This is a genomic window from Mucilaginibacter aurantiaciroseus (assembly GCF_024055595.1).
GTDB classification, from domain to species: domain Bacteria; phylum Bacteroidota; class Bacteroidia; order Sphingobacteriales; family Sphingobacteriaceae; genus Mucilaginibacter; species Mucilaginibacter aurantiaciroseus.
The window spans coordinates 181402-199138 of the sequence record NZ_JAMXOF010000002.1 but is presented as its reverse complement, the minus strand read 5'-3'; the positions used below and the strand labels follow the sequence as shown (position 1 = coordinate 199138).

Annotated in this window: 15 protein-coding genes and 1 pseudogene; 4 read left to right on the top strand and 12 right to left on the bottom strand. The window is 43.5% G+C overall.

Annotated features, from left to right (window positions below; genetic code table 11):
* The first annotated feature begins 50 nt into the window (after positions 1-50).
* Both NAF17_RS08945 and NAF17_RS08940 read left to right on the top strand, forming a co-directional pair.
* Positions 51-245, top strand: a complete 195-nt coding sequence (locus NAF17_RS08945) for a hypothetical protein (RefSeq protein ID WP_252757662.1) — start codon at positions 51-53, stop codon at positions 243-245.
* 69 nt (positions 246-314) lie between these two features.
* Entirely contained in the window at positions 315-767 is a 453-nt protein-coding gene (locus NAF17_RS08940; protein WP_252757661.1) for an SRPBCC family protein, read from the top strand.
* A gap of 142 nt (positions 768-909) precedes the next feature.
* Here NAF17_RS08940 and NAF17_RS08935 read toward each other — a convergent pair whose 3' ends face one another.
* The 4 genes from NAF17_RS08935 to secA form a co-directional block, all read right to left on the bottom strand.
* Positions 910-1842: a hypothetical protein gene (locus NAF17_RS08935; RefSeq protein WP_252757660.1), complete on the bottom strand. Its 933-nt coding sequence runs from the start codon at positions 1840-1842 to the stop codon at positions 910-912.
* Between the two features lie 83 nt (positions 1843-1925).
* A complete protein-coding gene (locus NAF17_RS08930; protein ID WP_252757659.1) occupies positions 1926-3110 on the bottom strand; it encodes a M20 metallopeptidase family protein in 1185 nt (394 codons plus the stop codon).
* Entirely contained in the window at positions 3103-3570 is a 468-nt protein-coding gene (locus NAF17_RS08925; RefSeq protein ID WP_252757658.1) for an SPOR domain-containing protein, read from the bottom strand. Before NAF17_RS08925 ends, NAF17_RS08930 begins: the two co-directional genes overlap by 8 nt.
* Positions 3571-3629: 59 nt before the next feature.
* Entirely contained in the window at positions 3630-6938 is a 3309-nt protein-coding gene (gene secA, locus NAF17_RS08920) for a preprotein translocase subunit SecA (protein ID WP_252757657.1), read from the bottom strand.
* A gap of 214 nt (positions 6939-7152) precedes the next feature.
* Between secA and purD the strand changes: the two genes are divergently transcribed.
* Positions 7153-8427, top strand: coding sequence for a phosphoribosylamine--glycine ligase (gene purD, locus NAF17_RS08915; RefSeq protein WP_252757656.1), 1275 nt, complete (start codon positions 7153-7155; stop codon positions 8425-8427).
* A gap of 119 nt (positions 8428-8546) precedes the next feature.
* Here purD and NAF17_RS08910 read toward each other — a convergent pair whose 3' ends face one another.
* Genes NAF17_RS08910 through NAF17_RS08900 form a run of 3 tightly spaced genes read right to left on the bottom strand, consistent with a single transcriptional unit; the run spans position 8547 to position 12133 of the window.
* Entirely contained in the window at positions 8547-9677 is a 1131-nt protein-coding gene (locus tag NAF17_RS08910; RefSeq protein WP_252757655.1) for a redoxin domain-containing protein, read from the bottom strand.
* A gap of 50 nt (positions 9678-9727) precedes the next feature.
* A complete protein-coding gene (locus NAF17_RS08905) occupies positions 9728-10900 on the bottom strand; it encodes a TlpA disulfide reductase family protein (protein WP_252757654.1) in 1173 nt (390 codons plus the stop codon).
* A 51-nt stretch (positions 10901-10951) separates the two neighbouring features.
* On the bottom strand, positions 10952-12133 hold the full coding sequence (locus tag NAF17_RS08900) for a formimidoylglutamase (protein ID WP_252757653.1): 1182 nt from the start codon (positions 12131-12133) through the stop codon (positions 10952-10954).
* Positions 12134-12192: 59 nt separating this feature from the next.
* On the opposite strand from NAF17_RS08900, the gene NAF17_RS08895 reads away from it, so the two are divergent.
* Positions 12193-13161 (top strand): NAD-dependent epimerase/dehydratase family protein, encoded by a 969-nt coding sequence (locus tag NAF17_RS08895; protein WP_252757652.1) that lies wholly within the window; start codon positions 12193-12195, stop codon positions 13159-13161.
* A gap of 265 nt (positions 13162-13426) precedes the next feature.
* On the opposite strand, the gene NAF17_RS08890 is transcribed toward NAF17_RS08895, so the two are convergent.
* The 5 genes and pseudogenes from NAF17_RS08890 to NAF17_RS08875 all read right to left on the bottom strand — a co-directional run bounded on the left by NAF17_RS08890 (position 13427) and on the right by NAF17_RS08875 (position 17724).
* Positions 13427-13840: a response regulator gene (locus tag NAF17_RS08890; protein ID WP_252757651.1), complete on the bottom strand. Its 414-nt coding sequence runs from the start codon at positions 13838-13840 to the stop codon at positions 13427-13429.
* Positions 13841-13900: 60 nt separating this feature from the next.
* Positions 13901-14005 (bottom strand): annotated as a pseudogene (locus NAF17_RS18290) (ATP-binding protein); the annotation flags it as partial.
* Between the two features lie 78 nt (positions 14006-14083).
* Positions 14084-15508, bottom strand: coding sequence for a 23S rRNA (uracil(1939)-C(5))-methyltransferase RlmD (rlmD, locus tag NAF17_RS08885; RefSeq protein WP_252757650.1), 1425 nt, complete (start codon positions 15506-15508; stop codon positions 14084-14086).
* Between the two features lie 1099 nt (positions 15509-16607).
* Positions 16608-16982 carry a hypothetical protein gene (locus tag NAF17_RS08880; RefSeq protein ID WP_252757649.1) on the bottom strand — a complete coding sequence of 125 codons (375 nt, stop codon included), beginning with the start codon at positions 16980-16982 and terminating at the stop codon, positions 16608-16610.
* Positions 16972-17724, bottom strand: a complete 753-nt coding sequence (locus NAF17_RS08875; RefSeq protein ID WP_252757648.1) for a ferritin-like domain-containing protein — start codon at positions 17722-17724, stop codon at positions 16972-16974. The genes NAF17_RS08880 and NAF17_RS08875 overlap by 11 nt, the downstream gene beginning before the upstream one ends.
* Positions 17725-17737 lie beyond the last annotated feature (13 nt).

The window sequence follows — 17737 nt, the reverse complement described above, 5'->3', positions numbered from 1 at the left end:
ATTCAGTTATTTTGATGATACTGATGAATTGTTTCCTTAGTTAGATTAACATGATCACGCTTGATAAGCTAAAGATATATAAAAACTATGGTGGGGATGTTGATGGTTGGATAAGGATGAACGCAAATAGCAAAGATATTACTGACGAAGATTGGTACTTAATTTTAAGTTTATTGCAAGATCTCTTTATTGTGAAAAGTGGGCTTGCCGCCGAGGCTTTTATTTTGAAATTAGATAATAAGTAAGTATAAAAAATTGACACTGAGGCAAGCATAATCTTTCTAGGATCCTTAGTAAAATAATAACTATTCCCCGTGCCTGTCATCCAACTCAAAACCCATATCACAGCCTCTGTTGAGCGATGTTTCGATGTTGCCAGGGATATTGATATACATGTGGCATCCACCGCTCATACCGGCGAACGAGCCATTGCAGGTCGCACCAGCGGCTTGATTGAATTGGGTGAAACGGTTACCTGGCGGGCTAAGCACTTTGGCATCCGGCAAAACCTCACATCAAAAATAACAGAGTTTAACTCTCCTAATTTCTTTGCAGATAAAATGGTTGCGGGCGCTTTCAAAAGCTTCAGGCACGAACATTACTTTGCTGAAGAGAGAAAGCAAACCGTAATGCGGGATGTATTTTTTTTTGAATCGCCTTTAGGCTTACTTGGTAAGTTAGCAAACTGGCTATTCTTGAAAAGATATATGACCGGATTGCTTGTTAAACGTAATCTTGTCATTAAAGAGATGTCGGAGAAGGATTAAATTTTGGCTAAAGCCAATGGCAATGATGCCTCTCCGATTATAAATAAATTTTTTATTGGTTTAGGAAATTAACATACTGGCTTTAGCCGAACTCTTAATCCTCCAATCGGTGTAATCATTTTACAATCAGTATAATCTAAAATCACTCCCTTTTGTAATCCTTATGCACAATTAAAAAGCTGGCGCGTTCTTCTTTGTGGAAGGGGATATCCCAGTTGCCCTGGTAGCTTATTTTAATGGGGAGTAGCTGGTCGTTGAATTTGTTGAGTTCGATATTCATCTGCACATTAAAATCAAACAGCATGTTACTGTATTTCATATCAATATAACGGCCCAGGATCTCAAAATTATTTACGTCAAAAATAGTGGTCATCTCCTGTATCATCACATCATCAGTAGCGGTACTTGGCTTACGCTTTACTTTAAAGCGATATACGGGAATGCTATCGAGGTACTTACCACGGGCAAATTCAAAGCTATAAAACTGCCTTAACTCCGGTCCGAAAATTTCTGTTTTACTACTGATGAACGGAATGCCGTTTACCCGCCTGCCGGGTGTAAATACCAGCGTTTTCAGCTTGTCTTTATAGCCCTCGTTTTTGCCTTTATTCTCTGCGGATGTACCCTCACTTTTTACATAATCGGAGTTGTAGGCATTCATAAAAATATAGTCGAACATTTCTACGGTATACAACTGGTACTTACCGTTCTTTTTAAATACGTTGCCACTATCACGCTTAGCGGTGTATTCTATTTGATGTTTGCCCTTGCTATTGCTGTGCAGCAAGCGCCGGTAAACTTTACCATCAACCTTATTCCTTTTATCGTATGTGAAAATACGATTCTCGGCAGTAAAGGCGTAATATTTCATGTTTTGAAACGCTTTGTAAAAGCTGGTATCGTTCATTACCGCGTCAATAAAGTCCTGCGTGTTTAAACGATGAGAGCGGATATTTACAGCTGAATCAATAACAATGGTAAGAATAGTATCGGGGTTAAAACGCGGGATCTGCTGCGCTTTAGAGGTGAGTGCAGAGAGGAGTAAGCAGAAAGCTAAAAGTAGTTTTTTGTTCATATAATAATCCATAGTCGATAGTTTCACAGACCATCACTTATAAAGAACATTACAGTGATACAAAAGTTTTTAATGTCTATCGACTAATTACCTAACTGCTTTACAGCAAGGTATGCCATTAAGCCAACGCTTTGCTCCAGCGCGCTTTCTTCAACATCAAACGTTGGGGTATGTACTGATGACGTAATACCGCGGCTTTCGTTACGTGTGCCCAAGCGATAAAAGCAAGAATCTGCCACCTGCGAGTAGTAGGCAAAGTCTTCGGCGGCCATCCAGATATCCAGGTCGAGCACGTTCTCTTTACCCAAATAATCCTCGGCATGGCCGCGGGTGCTGGCGGTTAGTTTTTCTTCATTAATCAAAAATGGGTATCCCCTTATGATATTAAATTCGCAACTTCCACCCATACTTTCGGCGATACCTTCTGCCATTTTTTTGATCTTGATATGGGCCTCAGAACGCCATTTTTCGTCCATAGTTCGGAACGTACCTTCCAAATAAACTTCGTTTGGTATAACGTTGGTTGCGCCGTTAGCGATCACCTTCCCAAAGGATAATACCGACGGACTTTTAGGGTCTGCAGAGCGGCTTACAATAGTTTGAAGGGCAGTAATAATATGCGCGGTAATTACTACCGGGTCTACGTTCTGTTGTGGTTGTGCACCATGGCCACCCCTGCCCCTTACGGTGACATAAAGTTCATCAGTTGATGCCATATACTTGCCCGCGCGGAAACCTACTTTACCTGCGTCTATAAACGGCATAACATGCTGCCCTATTACGGCCTGTGGTTTTGGATTTTCTAACACCCCCTCCTGGATCATCAGGCTGGCGCCACCGGGTAGTTTCTCTTCTGCCGGTTGAAAAATGAACTTAACAGTACCGCCAAATTCACCTTTAAGATCGGTTAATATCTTAGCAACACCCAGTAATGATGAGGTATGCACATCGTGCCCGCAAGCGTGCATTACACCCGGGTTTTGAGATTTATAGGGAACATCATTAGCTTCCAATATCGGCAGGGCATCCATATCGGCACGGAGGGCAACTACCTGGTCAGACGGTTTGTCGCCTTTTAGCAGGGCAACCAAACCGGTATCGGCCATTTTATGATATTCCAACCCAAGTTCTTCCAACTTATTTGCTACAAACACCGATGTTTCTACCTCGTGGAAAGACAATTCGGGGTGCGAATGCAAATGCCTGCGGTTAGCCACTACATCATCAAAAATATCTTTTGCTATTTGCTGTATTTTTTCTTTAATCATTAGTGATAACCGTTTTGGGTGGATTGATTTTTTCTGAGATAATAAACATTACCGGGAACCATGGCTTCAGTTGTTCCTTCATACGCTCCGCTTCAATACGTGAACGGAAATCGCCAGCACGTACTTTAAAGTTTGGCTCTTTGTACACAATATAGGTACGCATTTCCGGGAACTCTTTATTGAACTTGGCCTGCGCGTTAAACGCCGAACTACGGTTGCTACCACTATAGATTTGCACGCGGTAACCGTACGATGATGAGTACCCCGTTGTGCCACCGCCGCTTTTATTAAGCGTTGCCCGCTTGGCTAACAAGGTATCAAAAAATGGCGGTGCCACTACTTGTACCTTGCCACGGGTAGTTTGTGCCGATACCCCGAATGTGGCCAGTAGAAGCATTAAAAAAAAACAATATTTGATGAGGCTTATCGGAGCTTTATAATCAAACATTGCTTTTTTCATTTTTAGTAAATTTTTTATTAAGGCCATCCCTTCCGGGGAGGGTTGGGTGGGGCTAGTTATTAATTCATTCCCAAGCCGTGGCAGCTTTTGTATTTTTTGCCGCTACCACATGGGCATGGGTCATTCCTGCCTATTTTTTGCTCAACCTTTACTGGGGTTGGTTTTTGTATTTCGCGGGTGTCTTCCATCGGCATGCCGTTAGCTTCGCTTACCAGTTCGGGTTTTGAAGTACGCATGTTTTTCAGGTCGAGTTTTGGCTGAGGTTTTGCCTCGCGCACCTGTTCAGGCTCCTGCTGAACCGGGATACCCCCCCTAAACAGGAAGCTAACCAGCTCCTTGTTCACGTTTGATAACATCTGGCGGAACAATTCAAAAGCCTCAAACTTGTAAACCAACAGCGGGTCTTTTTGTTCGTAAACCGCGTTTTGTACAGACTGCTTTAATTCATCCATTTCGCGCAAGTGTTCTTTCCAGGCATCATCGATCAAGTAAAGGGTAACGTTTTTCTCAAACGATTTAAATACCTCTAACCCTTTATTCTCAACCGCTTTTTTCAACGGTACCGATACCTGTAAACCGTGGATCCCATCAGAAAAAGGCACTACGATGTTCTCCACATACTGGCCACGGGTATCATAAACGTCTTTTATAACCGGGTAAGCCTGTTGGGCAATAGCTTCTGCTTTATGTTTGTAAAAGTCTGTTATTTCTAAGAAAGTGCTTTCTACAAGATCAGGGATAGATGTCGCGCTAAACTCTTCTGCATTTACCTGCGTATCTAACGAGAACAAACGGATAACTTCCATTTGGAAACCCTCGTAATTGTTGCCCTCTTTGTATTCGGTAACTACATCATCAATTACATCAAAAATTGTGTTACTCAAATCTACGTCAAGGCGCTCGCCAAATAACGCGTTCTTACGTTTGGCGTAAATAACGGTACGCTGCGAGTTCATCACATCGTCATACTCCAGCAAACGCTTACGGATACCAAAGTTGTTCTCTTCTACTTTCTTCTGCGCGCGCTCTATAGATTTTGAGATCATGGAGTGCTGGATAACTTCACCCTCTTCGATACCCATGCGTACCATTAGGTTGGAGATTCGCTCTGATCCGAATAAACGCATCAGGTTATCCTCTAACGATACAAAGAACTGAGACGAACCCGGGTCACCCTGCCTACCGGCACGGCCACGCAACTGCCTGTCTACACGGCGGCTTTCGTGGCGTTCGGTACCTACAATGGCTAAACCACCGGCCTCTTTTACATTTGGCCCTAATTTTATATCTGTACCACGGCCTGCCATATTGGTAGCAATGGTTACAGTACTTGTCTGTCCAGCCTCGGCAACAATATCCGCCTCTTTCTGGTGCATTTTGGCATTTAGTACGTTGTGTTTGATACCACGAAGCTTAAGCATACGGCTCAATAACTCCGAGATCTCTACCGAAGTTGTACCCACCAGTACCGGGCGACCAGCCTGTGTTAATTTTACTATTTCATCGGCAACGGCATTATATTTCTCGCGGATGGTACGGTAAACCAAATCCTGCATATCTGCACGGCTGGTTGCCGTATTGGTTGGTATCTCTACCACATCCAGTTTATAGATCTGCCAAAACTCACCCGCTTCGGTAACGGCGGTACCTGTCATACCACAAAGTTTGTGGTACATCCTGAAGTAGTTTTGCAGCGTTACAGTCGCGAATGTTTGTGTAGCATCCTCTACTTTAACATTTTCTTTAGCCTCGATAGCCTGGTGTAATCCATCAGAATAACGGCGGCCATCCAATACACGGCCGGTTTGCTCATCAACAATTTTTACTTTCCCATCATCAAGGATGTATTCGGTATCTTTTTCAAACAGGGTATAAGCCTTAAGCAATTGGTTAACCGAGTGGATCCGCTCAGATTTAATAGAAAAATCGCGCATCAGCTCATCTTTCTTAGCTATCTTCTCTTCTGCCGGGGCGTCAGATTTTTCGATGTTAGCGATCTCGGTACCAACGTCAGGCATCACAAAGAAGTGTGGGTCTTCGCCCGATGCTGTGATCAATTCGATGCCTTTTTCAGAAAGCTCTACCGAATTGCTTTTCTCATCAATGATGAAGAACAACTCCGAATCGACCCTTGGCATTTCTTTGCCCTGATCCTGCATGTAGTGGTTCTCTGTTTTTTGCAGAACGGTACGGTTACCACTCTCGCTCAGGAATTTTATTAATGCTTTGCTTTTCGGTAATGCACGGTGCGCACGTAACAATGCTAAACCACCATCCTCAATGCCGGTGTTACCATCATTGATTGCCTTTTTGGCTTCGTTCAATACGGTGTTTACGTAAGCTTTTTGGGCATTAACTAAACGCTCGATACGCGGCTTCAACTCATAAAACTCATGCTCATCACCACGAGGAATTGGGCCGGAGATAATAAGGGGTGTACGCGCATCATCAATTAATACCGAATCGACCTCATCCACCATGGCATAGTGCAGTTTGCGCTGTACCAGTTCTTCGGGGCTGCGTGTCATATTGTCACGCAGATAGTCAAAACCAAATTCGTTGTTGGTACCAAAAATAATATCGGCTAAATAAGCTTTACGGCGTTCTTCAGAGTTTGGTTCGTGTTTGTCAATACAATCAACCGCCAAACCGTGGAACTCGTATAATGGCCCCATCCACTCGCTATCGCGTCGTGCCAGGTAATCATTCACGGTTACAATGTGTACACCCTGGCCTGCAAGCGCGTTAAGGTAAGCAGGCAGCGTGGCTACCAACGTTTTACCCTCACCTGTAGCCATCTCAGCTATTTTACCCTGGTGCAATACAATACCACCAATAAGCTGTACATCGTAATGTACCATGTTCCAGGTAACCTCGTTGCCGGCAGCCAACCATGTGTTATGGTGGGTAGCTTTATCGCCTTTAATAATAACGTTACCTTTTTTAGCGGCAAGTTCACGGTCAAACTCGGTAGCGGTAACCTCAATCGTTTTGTTTTCGGCAAACCTGCGCGATGTTTCTTTTACCACGGCAAATGCCTCCGGTAAAATATTCGCTAAAATATCTTCAAGTTCTTTATTGCGGTCTTTCTCCAGCGTATCTAACTGTGTGTACAGGGCAACCTTTTCGCTTACCTCCATATCCAGTTCAGTTTCGGTACGGTTTTTTATAGCCTGTATCTCGCCGTCGATACCCGCAAGGCCGGCAGCAATTGTTTCTTTAAATTCTATGGTTTTGGCCCGTAGCTCATCATTACTCAACTGATCAAGCTTGGCATAAGCAGCTTTAACTTTCTCAACTATCGGCAAAATGCCTTTAACGTCTCGTTCTGATTTGCTTCCAAAAAGCTTACTAAAAAAATCTAACATATTGTTTTTATATAATGCACCAAACTCAATAATTGCGCCAGTGCAATTTTAAAGTCATTTTGACATGCAAAGGTACGATTTTTTGCTTTTACACAGGGCATCAAGTAACAAGTATCAAGTACATAGACGGGATTTAATGACAAAAAATATAGAAAAGCAGTCTTGATACTTGATACTAATTACTTGATACTGCAAAAAACCTATATTTGCCCGCATGAACATCCTGATCCTTGGTTCGGGCGGAAGGGAAAGCGCCTTCGCCTGGAAAATTTCACAAAGCCCAAAATGCGATAAACTTTTTATTGCACCGGGAAATGCCGGCACCGGCCAGTATGGCACCAACGTTAATCTTAAAGTTACCGATTTTGAAGGTATTAAAGCCTTTGTTTTAGCTAACGATATTAAAATGGTTTTGGTTGGCCCCGAGGAACCGCTTGTAAAGGGCATCCACGATTTTTTCCTGGCAGATGAGCAGCTGAAAAGCATCCCGGTTATTGGCCCGCAGCAAGAAGGTGCCCAACTGGAAGGCAGCAAAGATTACTCCAAAGCGTTTATGCAACGCCACAACGTACCAACCGCGGCATCGCGTACTTTTACCCGCGATACTTTGCAGGAAGGTTTTGACTACCTGGCTACCACCGGCCTGCCCGTAGTTTTAAAAGCCGACGGACTGGCAGCTGGTAAAGGCGTATTGATATGCCTTACACTCGAAGAAGCCCGCCAGGAACTTTTAGAAATGCTTACCGAAGCCAAGTTTGGTGATGCCAGCTCTAAAGTGGTGATAGAACAATTTTTACAGGGAATAGAACTTTCGGTTTTTGTGATGACTGATGGCACCAATTATAAGATACTGCCCGAAGCTAAAGACTACAAACGTATTGGCGAAGGCGATACCGGTTTAAATACAGGTGGCATGGGCTCGGTTTCGCCGGTGCATTTTGCTGATGAGGCATTTATGCAGAAGGTGGAGCAAAGGGTCATCATTCCTACCGTTGAAGGTTTAAAAAAAGAAGGCATCCCTTACAAAGGGTTTATTTTTATAGGCCTGATGAATACCCAAGGCGAGCCATGGGTTATTGAATACAACTGCCGCATGGGCGACCCGGAAACAGAAAGTGTAATGCCACGCATCGAGTCTGACTTTGTAGACCTGCTTTTAGGCGTTGCCGAGGGTAACCTGAACGAAAAAGAACTTGTCATCTCCAAAAAAACCGCGGCTACCGTAGTTTGCGTTGCCGGCGGTTACCCCGGCGAATATTTGAAAGATAAAACCATCAGTGGGATTGAAAACGTGCGCGATTCGCATGTATTCCAGGCGGGTACCAGTCTGGTCGGCGAAGATGTACAAGCAACCGGCGGCCGTGTGTTAGCGGTTACCAGCCTGCAGGATAACATGTTTGATGCCTTGCAACAAGCCACTGCCGATGCCGCACGCATTTATTACGACGGTGTTTACTTCAGGAAAGATATAGGGTTCGATTTGTTATAGTCAGGAAGTCCAATGTCCGAAAGATGGACAAATAGTTTTTAAAATAGAAAGTCCGAAAGTTTTAGCTACAAAGCTTCTTCTTTCGGACTTTCTGCCTTTACCGACTTGCGGACCTAAAATTATATTTTCCCGAACAATTCAGCAAGTTTGGCTTCCAGGTCATCCCCTCTCAGGTTTTTGCCGATGATCTTGCCGTTAGGGTCAATTAAAAAGTTTTGGGGGATAGCGCGTACGGCATATTCGCCGGCAGGGCGGCTTTTCCAGCCTGCAAGGTCAGATACTTGCGTCCACTCCAAGCCATCTTTTTGGATAGCGCCAACCCATGCACCTTTAGCACCTTTGCCATCAAGCGATACGCCAAAGATGGTAAAGTTCTTAGTTTTATAGGCATTGTATGCTTTTACCACGTTAGGATTTTCCTGGCGGCAAGGGCCACACCACGATGCCCAAAAATCAACCAATACATATTTACCGCGGAATGATGACAGGCTAACCACCTTGCCTGATGTATCAGCCTCAGCAATTTCAGGCGCGGTTGCGCCCAAGGCAACAGCTTTCATTTTTGGCAATAATTCGCCAAACGATTTACCACCTGCCGAAGCTTTAATAGCCGGAGAAAGTGAAGTATACAAAGGTTCAATATCCACAAAATCCGAGCTGTAAGCAAGCGACTGCAAAGCATTCATGCTCACATAAGAATCCTGGTGGCTTTTAATAAATTTTTGGTTGATAGCTTTCTCCTGAACTTCTATAGATTTTTCAGCTACTTTAGCTTGTTTGATGAAAGCATCAGATTTTTGTTCAGCTTCAGGGGTAGCTTTTTCTTTGGCTTCCATGGCTTTGTAACCATCGTTAACCGGTTTTAAAGCCGCCTGGTATTGTTCATTTTCGATGTTAGATTTTGTACCGGTAACGGTTGCCTTGGTCAATTCATCAGCAGTGGTAACAATGATAGTTCCCGGTTCAATGTAAATGGCTTTGTAATCTTTAGAAGCATTCATGCTGTTACCTTTGGGGTTAAGCAATAAATAGCCCTGGCCGGGTACATCGGCAGCAATACCTTCAAATTTGAACGCGCCATTTTTAAGCACCACAGAATCCATTATGGTTTTGTCTTCTTTACGGTATTGAATGTAGGCTTTAGCAGGTGCATTGTAGCTCCCCAGCTTCCCCTGTACCGTAAATTTTCCGCCTTGCGCAAAAGCAAGCGCCGGCAAAAGCACAAGTGCGCTCAATGTTATTTTTTTCATAATGACAGTCGGTTTTATTGAACCCTAATATGAGGTTATTATACTTAGCATCAAATTTTACCAAGTAACTTTTCTAACACAGCATCCAGTGCATCGCCACGTAAGTTCTTGGCAACAATTTTACCTTCGGGGTTTATCAGAAAGTTTTGGGGGATGGATTGCACGCCGTATAAACTCGCGGCAAGGTTGTTCCAGAATTTAAGGTCGGATACTTGCGTCCATGTCAAGCCGTCATTTTTAATAGCCGCCAACCATGCCGATTTACCATCGGCCTTATCAAGCGATACACCAATCAAAGTAAAGTTTTTCCCTTTGTACTTATTATACATTTTCACCACGTTAGGGTTTTCCTGCCTGCAAGGGCCGCACCACGATGCCCAAAAATCCAACAGCACATATTTACCACGGAATGATGACAAGCGCACAGGTAAGCCATTCACATCATTCTGCGAAAAATCGGGAGCTAAAGCGCCGATAGCGGTGATATTTAATGCATCGATAGACATTTTCATTTGCTTCCCGCCTTCAGACTTTTGCAGATCAGCAGAGAGCAGGTTATACAATGGCTCTATCTCGGCAACATCCGGGTTTGGGCCGGCAACGCTCGATAACGCTAACAAGCTGATATAACTTGTAGGGTGTGTGGTTATAAAATTCTTGATCACGCTCTTCTGCTCGTCCTGCAATACCTTGTATTTTGCCTGCATTACATTCTGGAAAGCCGGAGATCGTTGCTGCCCGGCAGTGGCTTTTTTACCTTCTTCAGTTACTTTTTGGGCTTTATCAATAATAACCTTTAGCTGCGCTTTCAAGCTTTTATTATCATCATTTATAGGCGAGCCAACGACATCTGCGGTAGCGATAGAATCTTTACCGCTTACGCTGATAGTTCCCTTTTCCAGGAAAAAGCTTAAGCCATCAGCAGTTTTTGAAGGGCCGCCATTCGGGAAGTTTTGTTCCACATATTTGGTGAATCCCAGGTTTCTGTGGTCGATGAACAAAGACGCGGTCACCGGGTCCATAATAACGCCCTCAAACTTAAATTCGCCGTTAACTATGGTTGCAGAATCTGTTTGACTGTTAGCACCAAGGTAATAAACTAAGTAAGCTGTTGCAGGGCCTTTAATGTTTGTCAGTTTGCTTTTAACGGTAAAAGGCTGCGCGTTTTGCGCAAAGGCCAAAGCCGGCAAAAATACCGCTATGGTGAAAAGAAATTTCTTCATTTAAATTATCAGTAAAGTACAATAACGTGTAAATACCTAATCAATTGCAGGTTAGTTCAATTTCTGGTAGGTACGCCACCAAAGGTCGGGCATTTCGCCAGATACGGCAGTTTTATAATCCTCGTACCGGCATGGCACCAGGTGGAAGCGCTCGTTTTTGGAACCTCCTGTTGGGTAAGGCACCTGCATCCACCAGCGGTCGCTTTTTTTGCTTTTTACAAACACCAGTTCGTGCTCATCATGCGTAAGGCTGGTTTTGTAAATAAGGTATTGTGATTTGGGATTGAGCGGAAAATCGCGCTTTCGGTTGTAAACACCATCGATAAAACACCAGATCATTTGCGATAGCAACATTGCCGTTTGACCGTTAGTATCGTAAGCCGGGTTAAATTCGTAGAACCCTATCGATGTAAGTTTATCGTTAAAGCCTGCATAGCGGCAGATCTGGCAAGCCTCTTCGCCGTAAAACCCGTTTGGCTTGGCATTGGCATTACCGGCCGCATCTGATGAGCGGATGGACCCCATATCAAAGCTAACCATGTTGGCGTTGCGGATAATTGGTTCTGCTACCGCGATGTTTTGGGTAAGTTCGCCAAGCCGATGTGCATCAAAATAAAGCTTATCCATCACCCGTAAACTGTCCTGGTTTACAAAGTAGGTTTGGTAGCCCAGGTTGCTGTAATTAAAAAGATAATTAGGCTCGTGCAGGATCACTTTATTCATGTACGATGCCGATGTGGTTTCGATGGTTTCGCTTAAGCCGTCATCATCAAGGTCCAGCTGCGAATCCACAACCAGCATATCTACTTTCTGCTCCAGTTTTTCGTACCCGAGGTATTGAGCGTAGGTAAGGTCCTGCCCGCCACCTATAATCAACGGGATAATATCTTTTTTGATAAGCTCTTCTACAACCGTTTTAAGGGCGTAGTAGGTATCAATCACGGTTTCGCCACGGGCGATGTTACCGAGGTCGACTATTTTAGTGTTGTAACTGCCCTCATTTAGCAGGTAAAGTTTCTCGCGTACGTAATCGGGGCCTAAAGCGCAGCCGGGGTTATTTACTGCGTTTCGGTCATCAAGCACACCGATAATAGCGATATCCGTTTTTTGTTCAAGATCGGGGAAATCAACTGAGTAATGGTTAATTTTATCACCAAGCTGGCTGGTGAAATATCCATTCTTTGGCGTGATCTTTTTAAGATCTATGGGTGTAAAAAAATCGGCTAAAGACATATTTTTTGATGTGCAGATATGCAGATGTGCAAATGTGCAGATTTTTTGCAGATTTGCATATGATTTTAGTTACGGGTGCAACAGGTTTTTTAGGGGCCGAATTAGCGAAAGAACTTATCCTGCGCAGAAACAAGGTTCGTTGCACCAAACGTGCATCATCAATCATTCCTAAAATACTGGAGCCTTTTGTCGACAAAATTGAGTGGGTTAACGCCGACCTGATGGATGCCGCCGCTTTGGAAGATGCCTTAGAAGGAATTACACAGGTTTACAACTGCGCAGCCTTTGTATCCCTAAAACAAGCCGACAAAGAGCCGATGATCCGTACAAATGTGCGGGGAACGGCCAACCTTGTTGACCTTTGTAACGAAAAAGGCATCCGCATGGTGCACACCAGTTCGGTAGCTGCGGTTGGCGAGGCTAAGCCCGGCGAATTGATCACCGAGAACAACCACCTGGATTCATCAACCGAAACGGATGGATATGCCATATCAAAACTGGAAAGCGAGATGGAAGTTTGGCGCGGCATTGCCGAGGGATTGGATGCTGTAATTGTAAATCCAACAATCATTATAGGCGTAAGTGCCGGCACCACAGGCAGCGGACAGATCTTTGAAACTGTGCGCAAAGGCCTTAAATTTTATACCGGCGGCACTATTGGTTTTGTAGATGTGCAGGACGTTGCCAAATGTATGATAGCCCTTATGGAAACCAACCTAAGCGGCGAACGTTACATCATAAACGCCGAAAACCGCCCTTACAAACACCTTTTTGAAGAAATTGCAGGATGCCTAAATGTACCCGCCCCTAAAACCCTTGCCAAGCCGTGGATGATGGAACTGGCCTGGCGTGGTGCATCTTTTATAGGATTGTTAACCGGCAAAGCCCCCGCTTTGGATAAAACCAGCGCACGTGCGGCATCAAACAGCCGCGAGTTTGATAACAGCAAAATAAAGCAAGCCATAGGTTTTAAATTTAAACCGGTTAGTGAAACGATAAAGGAAGTTTGCCAGTCATTAAGTAATTAGTCATTATGCGCTGTCATTTTAAGCCAAATGTTCACGTTCACGTTTGTGAACATACGCGTGTTTTCACAAACAACTATCAATCAATACTTTGAAATTTTACTTACTGACAAAATAGCGCCACCATCATGTGTAAGTTTTTTGTTATTGGGCCATTAAAAATCATGTATTTGCGAGGAGCGATAGCGACGTGGCAATTTTATAGGACATACGGACATGTTGAGGTTGCCGCGCTATCGCTCGCAATTTCATATCGTACACTTTAGTCCTAACCAGTTATAACCTTACCCGCCTTTGAAGCGCTTAATGCTTCAAGTTTTTGATGTAAAGATGCCGCCTGGAATGGTTTAGAAAGGTAATCGTTCATTCCGGCTTCTTTTATTTTATCATTAATATTATGAGAAACCGATGCCGTTAACGCGATAATGGGTATGCAGGATTTTGTTTTATCATCTAAGGCACGGATTAATTGCGTAGCCTGGTAACCGTTCATTACGGGCATATGCAGGTCCATCAGTATCACATCAAAATCACCTTCTTTAAGCTTTTTAACGGCCTCCATACCATTGTTGGCAACTGTGGTGTTTATGTTCCACTTGGTTAACAGCTTTACCAGCAACAACGAGTTTACCGAATTATCCTCGGCAATAAGGATGTTGAGGCCTTCGGGGTTACTGTTCATCACCGTATGCAACGATACCGGGTTTATTTCCCCTTTATATAATTCAAACTGAATAGGAAATGAAAATACCGAACCCTTTTTTTGTTCGCTCTCCAGTTCGATAACACTATTGAATAACTTTAACAGGCGTTTTACAATGGCAAGGCCAAGCCCTGTACCCCCATAAAGGCGCGTGGTATTAAATTTTTAACATCAAGTATTTTGATGAATAAAGTAATGGGTAATTTATTTAAGCCGCAGTAATTATTTACGAAGTTTCAGCAACACCACATTCTCTACATGCTGGGTATGCGGAAACATATCTACCGGTTGTATTTTCACAGTATCGTATTTTTCCTTTAGTATCAGCAGGTCGCGGGCCTGGGTTGCGGCGTTGCAGCTTACGTAGACTATTTTGTCTGCTTCGATCTCCATCAAACGGGCAACTACATCGGCATGCATCCCGGCGCGTGGCGGGTCGGTTATGATCACATCGGGCTTACCGTGTTCAACCACAAAATCGTGCACCAGCACATCTTTCATGTCGCCGGCGTAAAATTTGGTGTTGCTAATGTTGTTTATCTGCGAGTTTATCTTAGCATCTTCAATGGCCGATGGCACGTACTCTACCCCTACTACTTCGCGCACATGGCCGGCAATAAAGTTAGCGATGGTACCGGCACCAGTATAAAGGTCATACACCAGTTCGTGGCCGGTAAAGCCTGCAAAATCTCGCGTTATTTCGTACAGGCGAAGCGCCTGGATAGAGTTTGTTTGATAGAATGATTTTGGGCCAACCCTAAAACGCACCACATTGCCATTGGCTGCAGGCATTTCTTCGTGGATGTATTCAGGGCCTTTCCAGGCTATCACTTCCTGGTCAAAAATGGTGTCGTTCATCTTTTGGTTAAGGATGTACAACAGCGATGTGATCTGCGGGAAGGCTGCATCCACATAGTTCATCAGCAGGTTTACCTGCTCCTGATCCGCGTGAGCGAAAACTACGATAACCATGATCTCGCCGGTAGACGAGGTACGGATGATGAGGTTACGCAAAGCCCCCGTATGAGCGCGGACATCATAATAACTGATGCCATTCTCCCTGGCAAAAGCATTGATGCTGTTACGCAGATCGTTTGATGGTTCGGCCTGCAGGTAGCAATGGTTAATGTTCAGGATCTTATCAAAACGGCCGGGGATGTGGAAACCCAGGGCGTTCATATCAAGCGTTTCGTCTTCGCGGCTTTCGCCGTCGTACAGCCAGCGCTTGTTAGAAAAAGTATATTCCAGTTTGTTGCGGTAGTACCTATCGGCAGGCGATGGTACAATAGCGTCCATATGCTCCACATCAATTTTGGCGATGCGGGTTAAGGCATCATGCACCGCTTTTTGTTTAAATTTAAGCTGCGCATCGTAGGTCATGTGCTGCCATTTGCAGCCACCGCAGGTGCCAAAGTGTTCACAAAAAGCAGGTACGCGGTATTCTGATGGGGTGATGAGTTTGATGATCTTGGCCTCGCCAAAGCTTTTTTTGCTGCGGTAAACCTCTACGTCTGCAACGTCGCCGGGAACGGCCTTTTCAATAAACAGCACAAAATCTTCGGCTTTGCCAACTCCCTTGCCTTCTTCGGCAATATCAATAACAGTTACGTTTTCAAAGAACTTAGGTTTTTTTGCAGATCTACTCATCAGGCTACAAAGTTAATAAATTAGTGAGTAGTTGATTTGTGAATAGTGATTAGAAAAGTAATTTTGAAACTTTATAAATCCGCACGTTAAAAGGGACGCAACGAGACAGAACAATCAGGCAAAAAAATTTCCTGCCGCCAACTATTATTGGCAGATGAGAAGCAATATGGTGAAGTTCAGATAAACAGGTTGAGAATATTGTTCCAGAAGTTATCCGGTTCGATACTCCCCAAATCTATCTCAATTTCGAACTGCTCATCAATAAGCTCCGAAAATGCAATTAGTTCCTGGCTCATAGTAATGTAGATTAAATTTTACTATGCAAACATAATAAAATTTATACCGAAAACCAAAACGGTATTTTGAATTATTATAACCAAATGTGATATCTAACCTATCATGAATATGTTTCAGACAAGTTATTATTAATGACCCGTAGGGTCTACCGCTTTGTAGCCGATGAAAAGGACGAGCTTTGCCTCGTAGAGGCTACCCTTTCTTAGACAGGTCGCAAATAAGCTAGTTACATATCTGATTGATGGGTAGCCTCTACGAGGCAATAATCAGGTTCAAATTTGTTCTACAAAGCGGTAGCCCCTCCGGGGCATTTCCTTTCGCATTTTTTATTTGAGTCTACACAGCATGGCTCTAACCTTGTAATTTCCAGCTTATAGAAATACGAACTACCGGCAATACAAATACAATAGGAAGCGCACAAATAATACAAGATTTCTCCAATATCAAGAAGCAATAATAACGCAAAAATTGCAACTCGTTAAAATTACCCCAAATGCTATAATATAGTATTTAATGTTTTTGAGATATCGGACGTTTGACGCGCGTTGAAAATCAATCATCACAAAAAAATAACCCAGGTAAGAAACGATAATATTGAGCTTAAAAACACACGATTAACAAGTAGATCATCAATTGCTCAATAAGCCAGCGATTTATATACTTTTAATATCCTTTATTTGCAACAAAATTAAAAATGATTATAAAATAACCGGCGCTACAAAAACAATGGTTAACCATACTTTTAAACTGTAATTAAGTGCCTTTGATTGCATTTTATAAGTTTTAGATATAAAAAATGTATTTATTTACCCCAAATAAGAAACCTGACCATAACACTCATAATAAGTAAAATGGGTAGCGCACACGAGAACCAATAACCTAATGCAAATAGGCGTTCTCGAAAACGCAGGCTGTTCCTCTTGTTAAAGGCTGCATCAACTATCCAGCCCAAGGTGTAAAAGGCATTGGCAATAGCCATCATAATAATATAGGCAAAGCCTTGGAAGGCCACCTCAAATATGGTTTCTTCAAATTCCTCGTGTGGCTCGATAATTATTGGGCCGAGTATAACGTAAAGCAGAAAAGCAATAAAACCTGCATATAGTAGCCCTACATTATATTTTGCCCTGTGACTAAGCCACCATTGCCTTGCAGAGATTGATTTATTAGTTTCCATACTTGAAAATCATGTTTTGATGATCTGCCGGAGCAGCTGTTATCATGTTGATCGTCTTTTTATACTTGTACTGCATCTTTTTTACATACATATTAAACGTTATCCCGCCTGCCATAAACAGCTTTTTGTGGGCATGCCAAACCAACAGCGATGTTGCATGGAAGAAATGCTTGTAGGCCACCTTACGCCAGGATTTTGAAAAATCCGATTTCCTCTCGAAGATGATGGCCAGCCGCTCTGTTTGAAAGGTGATATGCGGGGCTTCGTCAATTAAAATATCGGTGCAAATGTCTTTTAGCAGGCGGCAATTGGTCGCATTTTTAAGGGCTTGGTAAAAGATCTGGGCGGTACTTTCTACCACAATAACGGCCAGCGTCCAAATCTCCATACTGGTATTCCAATAGCGCACTTTGCGGAACAGAGTATCGCCCCAATCTTTTTTGACGCGCTTTTGGCCTATCTTATCCAAATACCGGCCCAGGTTGTTACCATGCTTTTGTTCTTCTTTAATAAACAGTTTTACGGAATCTACATAATCCGGGTCGCCAATGCGGTAGGCGTATTTGGTTGATGCGGCAATAAGGTGTTCCCCTTCAGATGTTTCGCCCAGTTGCCATGCCTGTAACGATGGCAGGATGGTAGCGATCTCGTCCTGTGTAATGGTGGGCGCTATGTTCCAGTTCACTCTCTTTTGGCGGGCATTTGCCTGGAAATATCCTATCCAGTAATAGCTTGTGTGCATACTAATTTGCTTA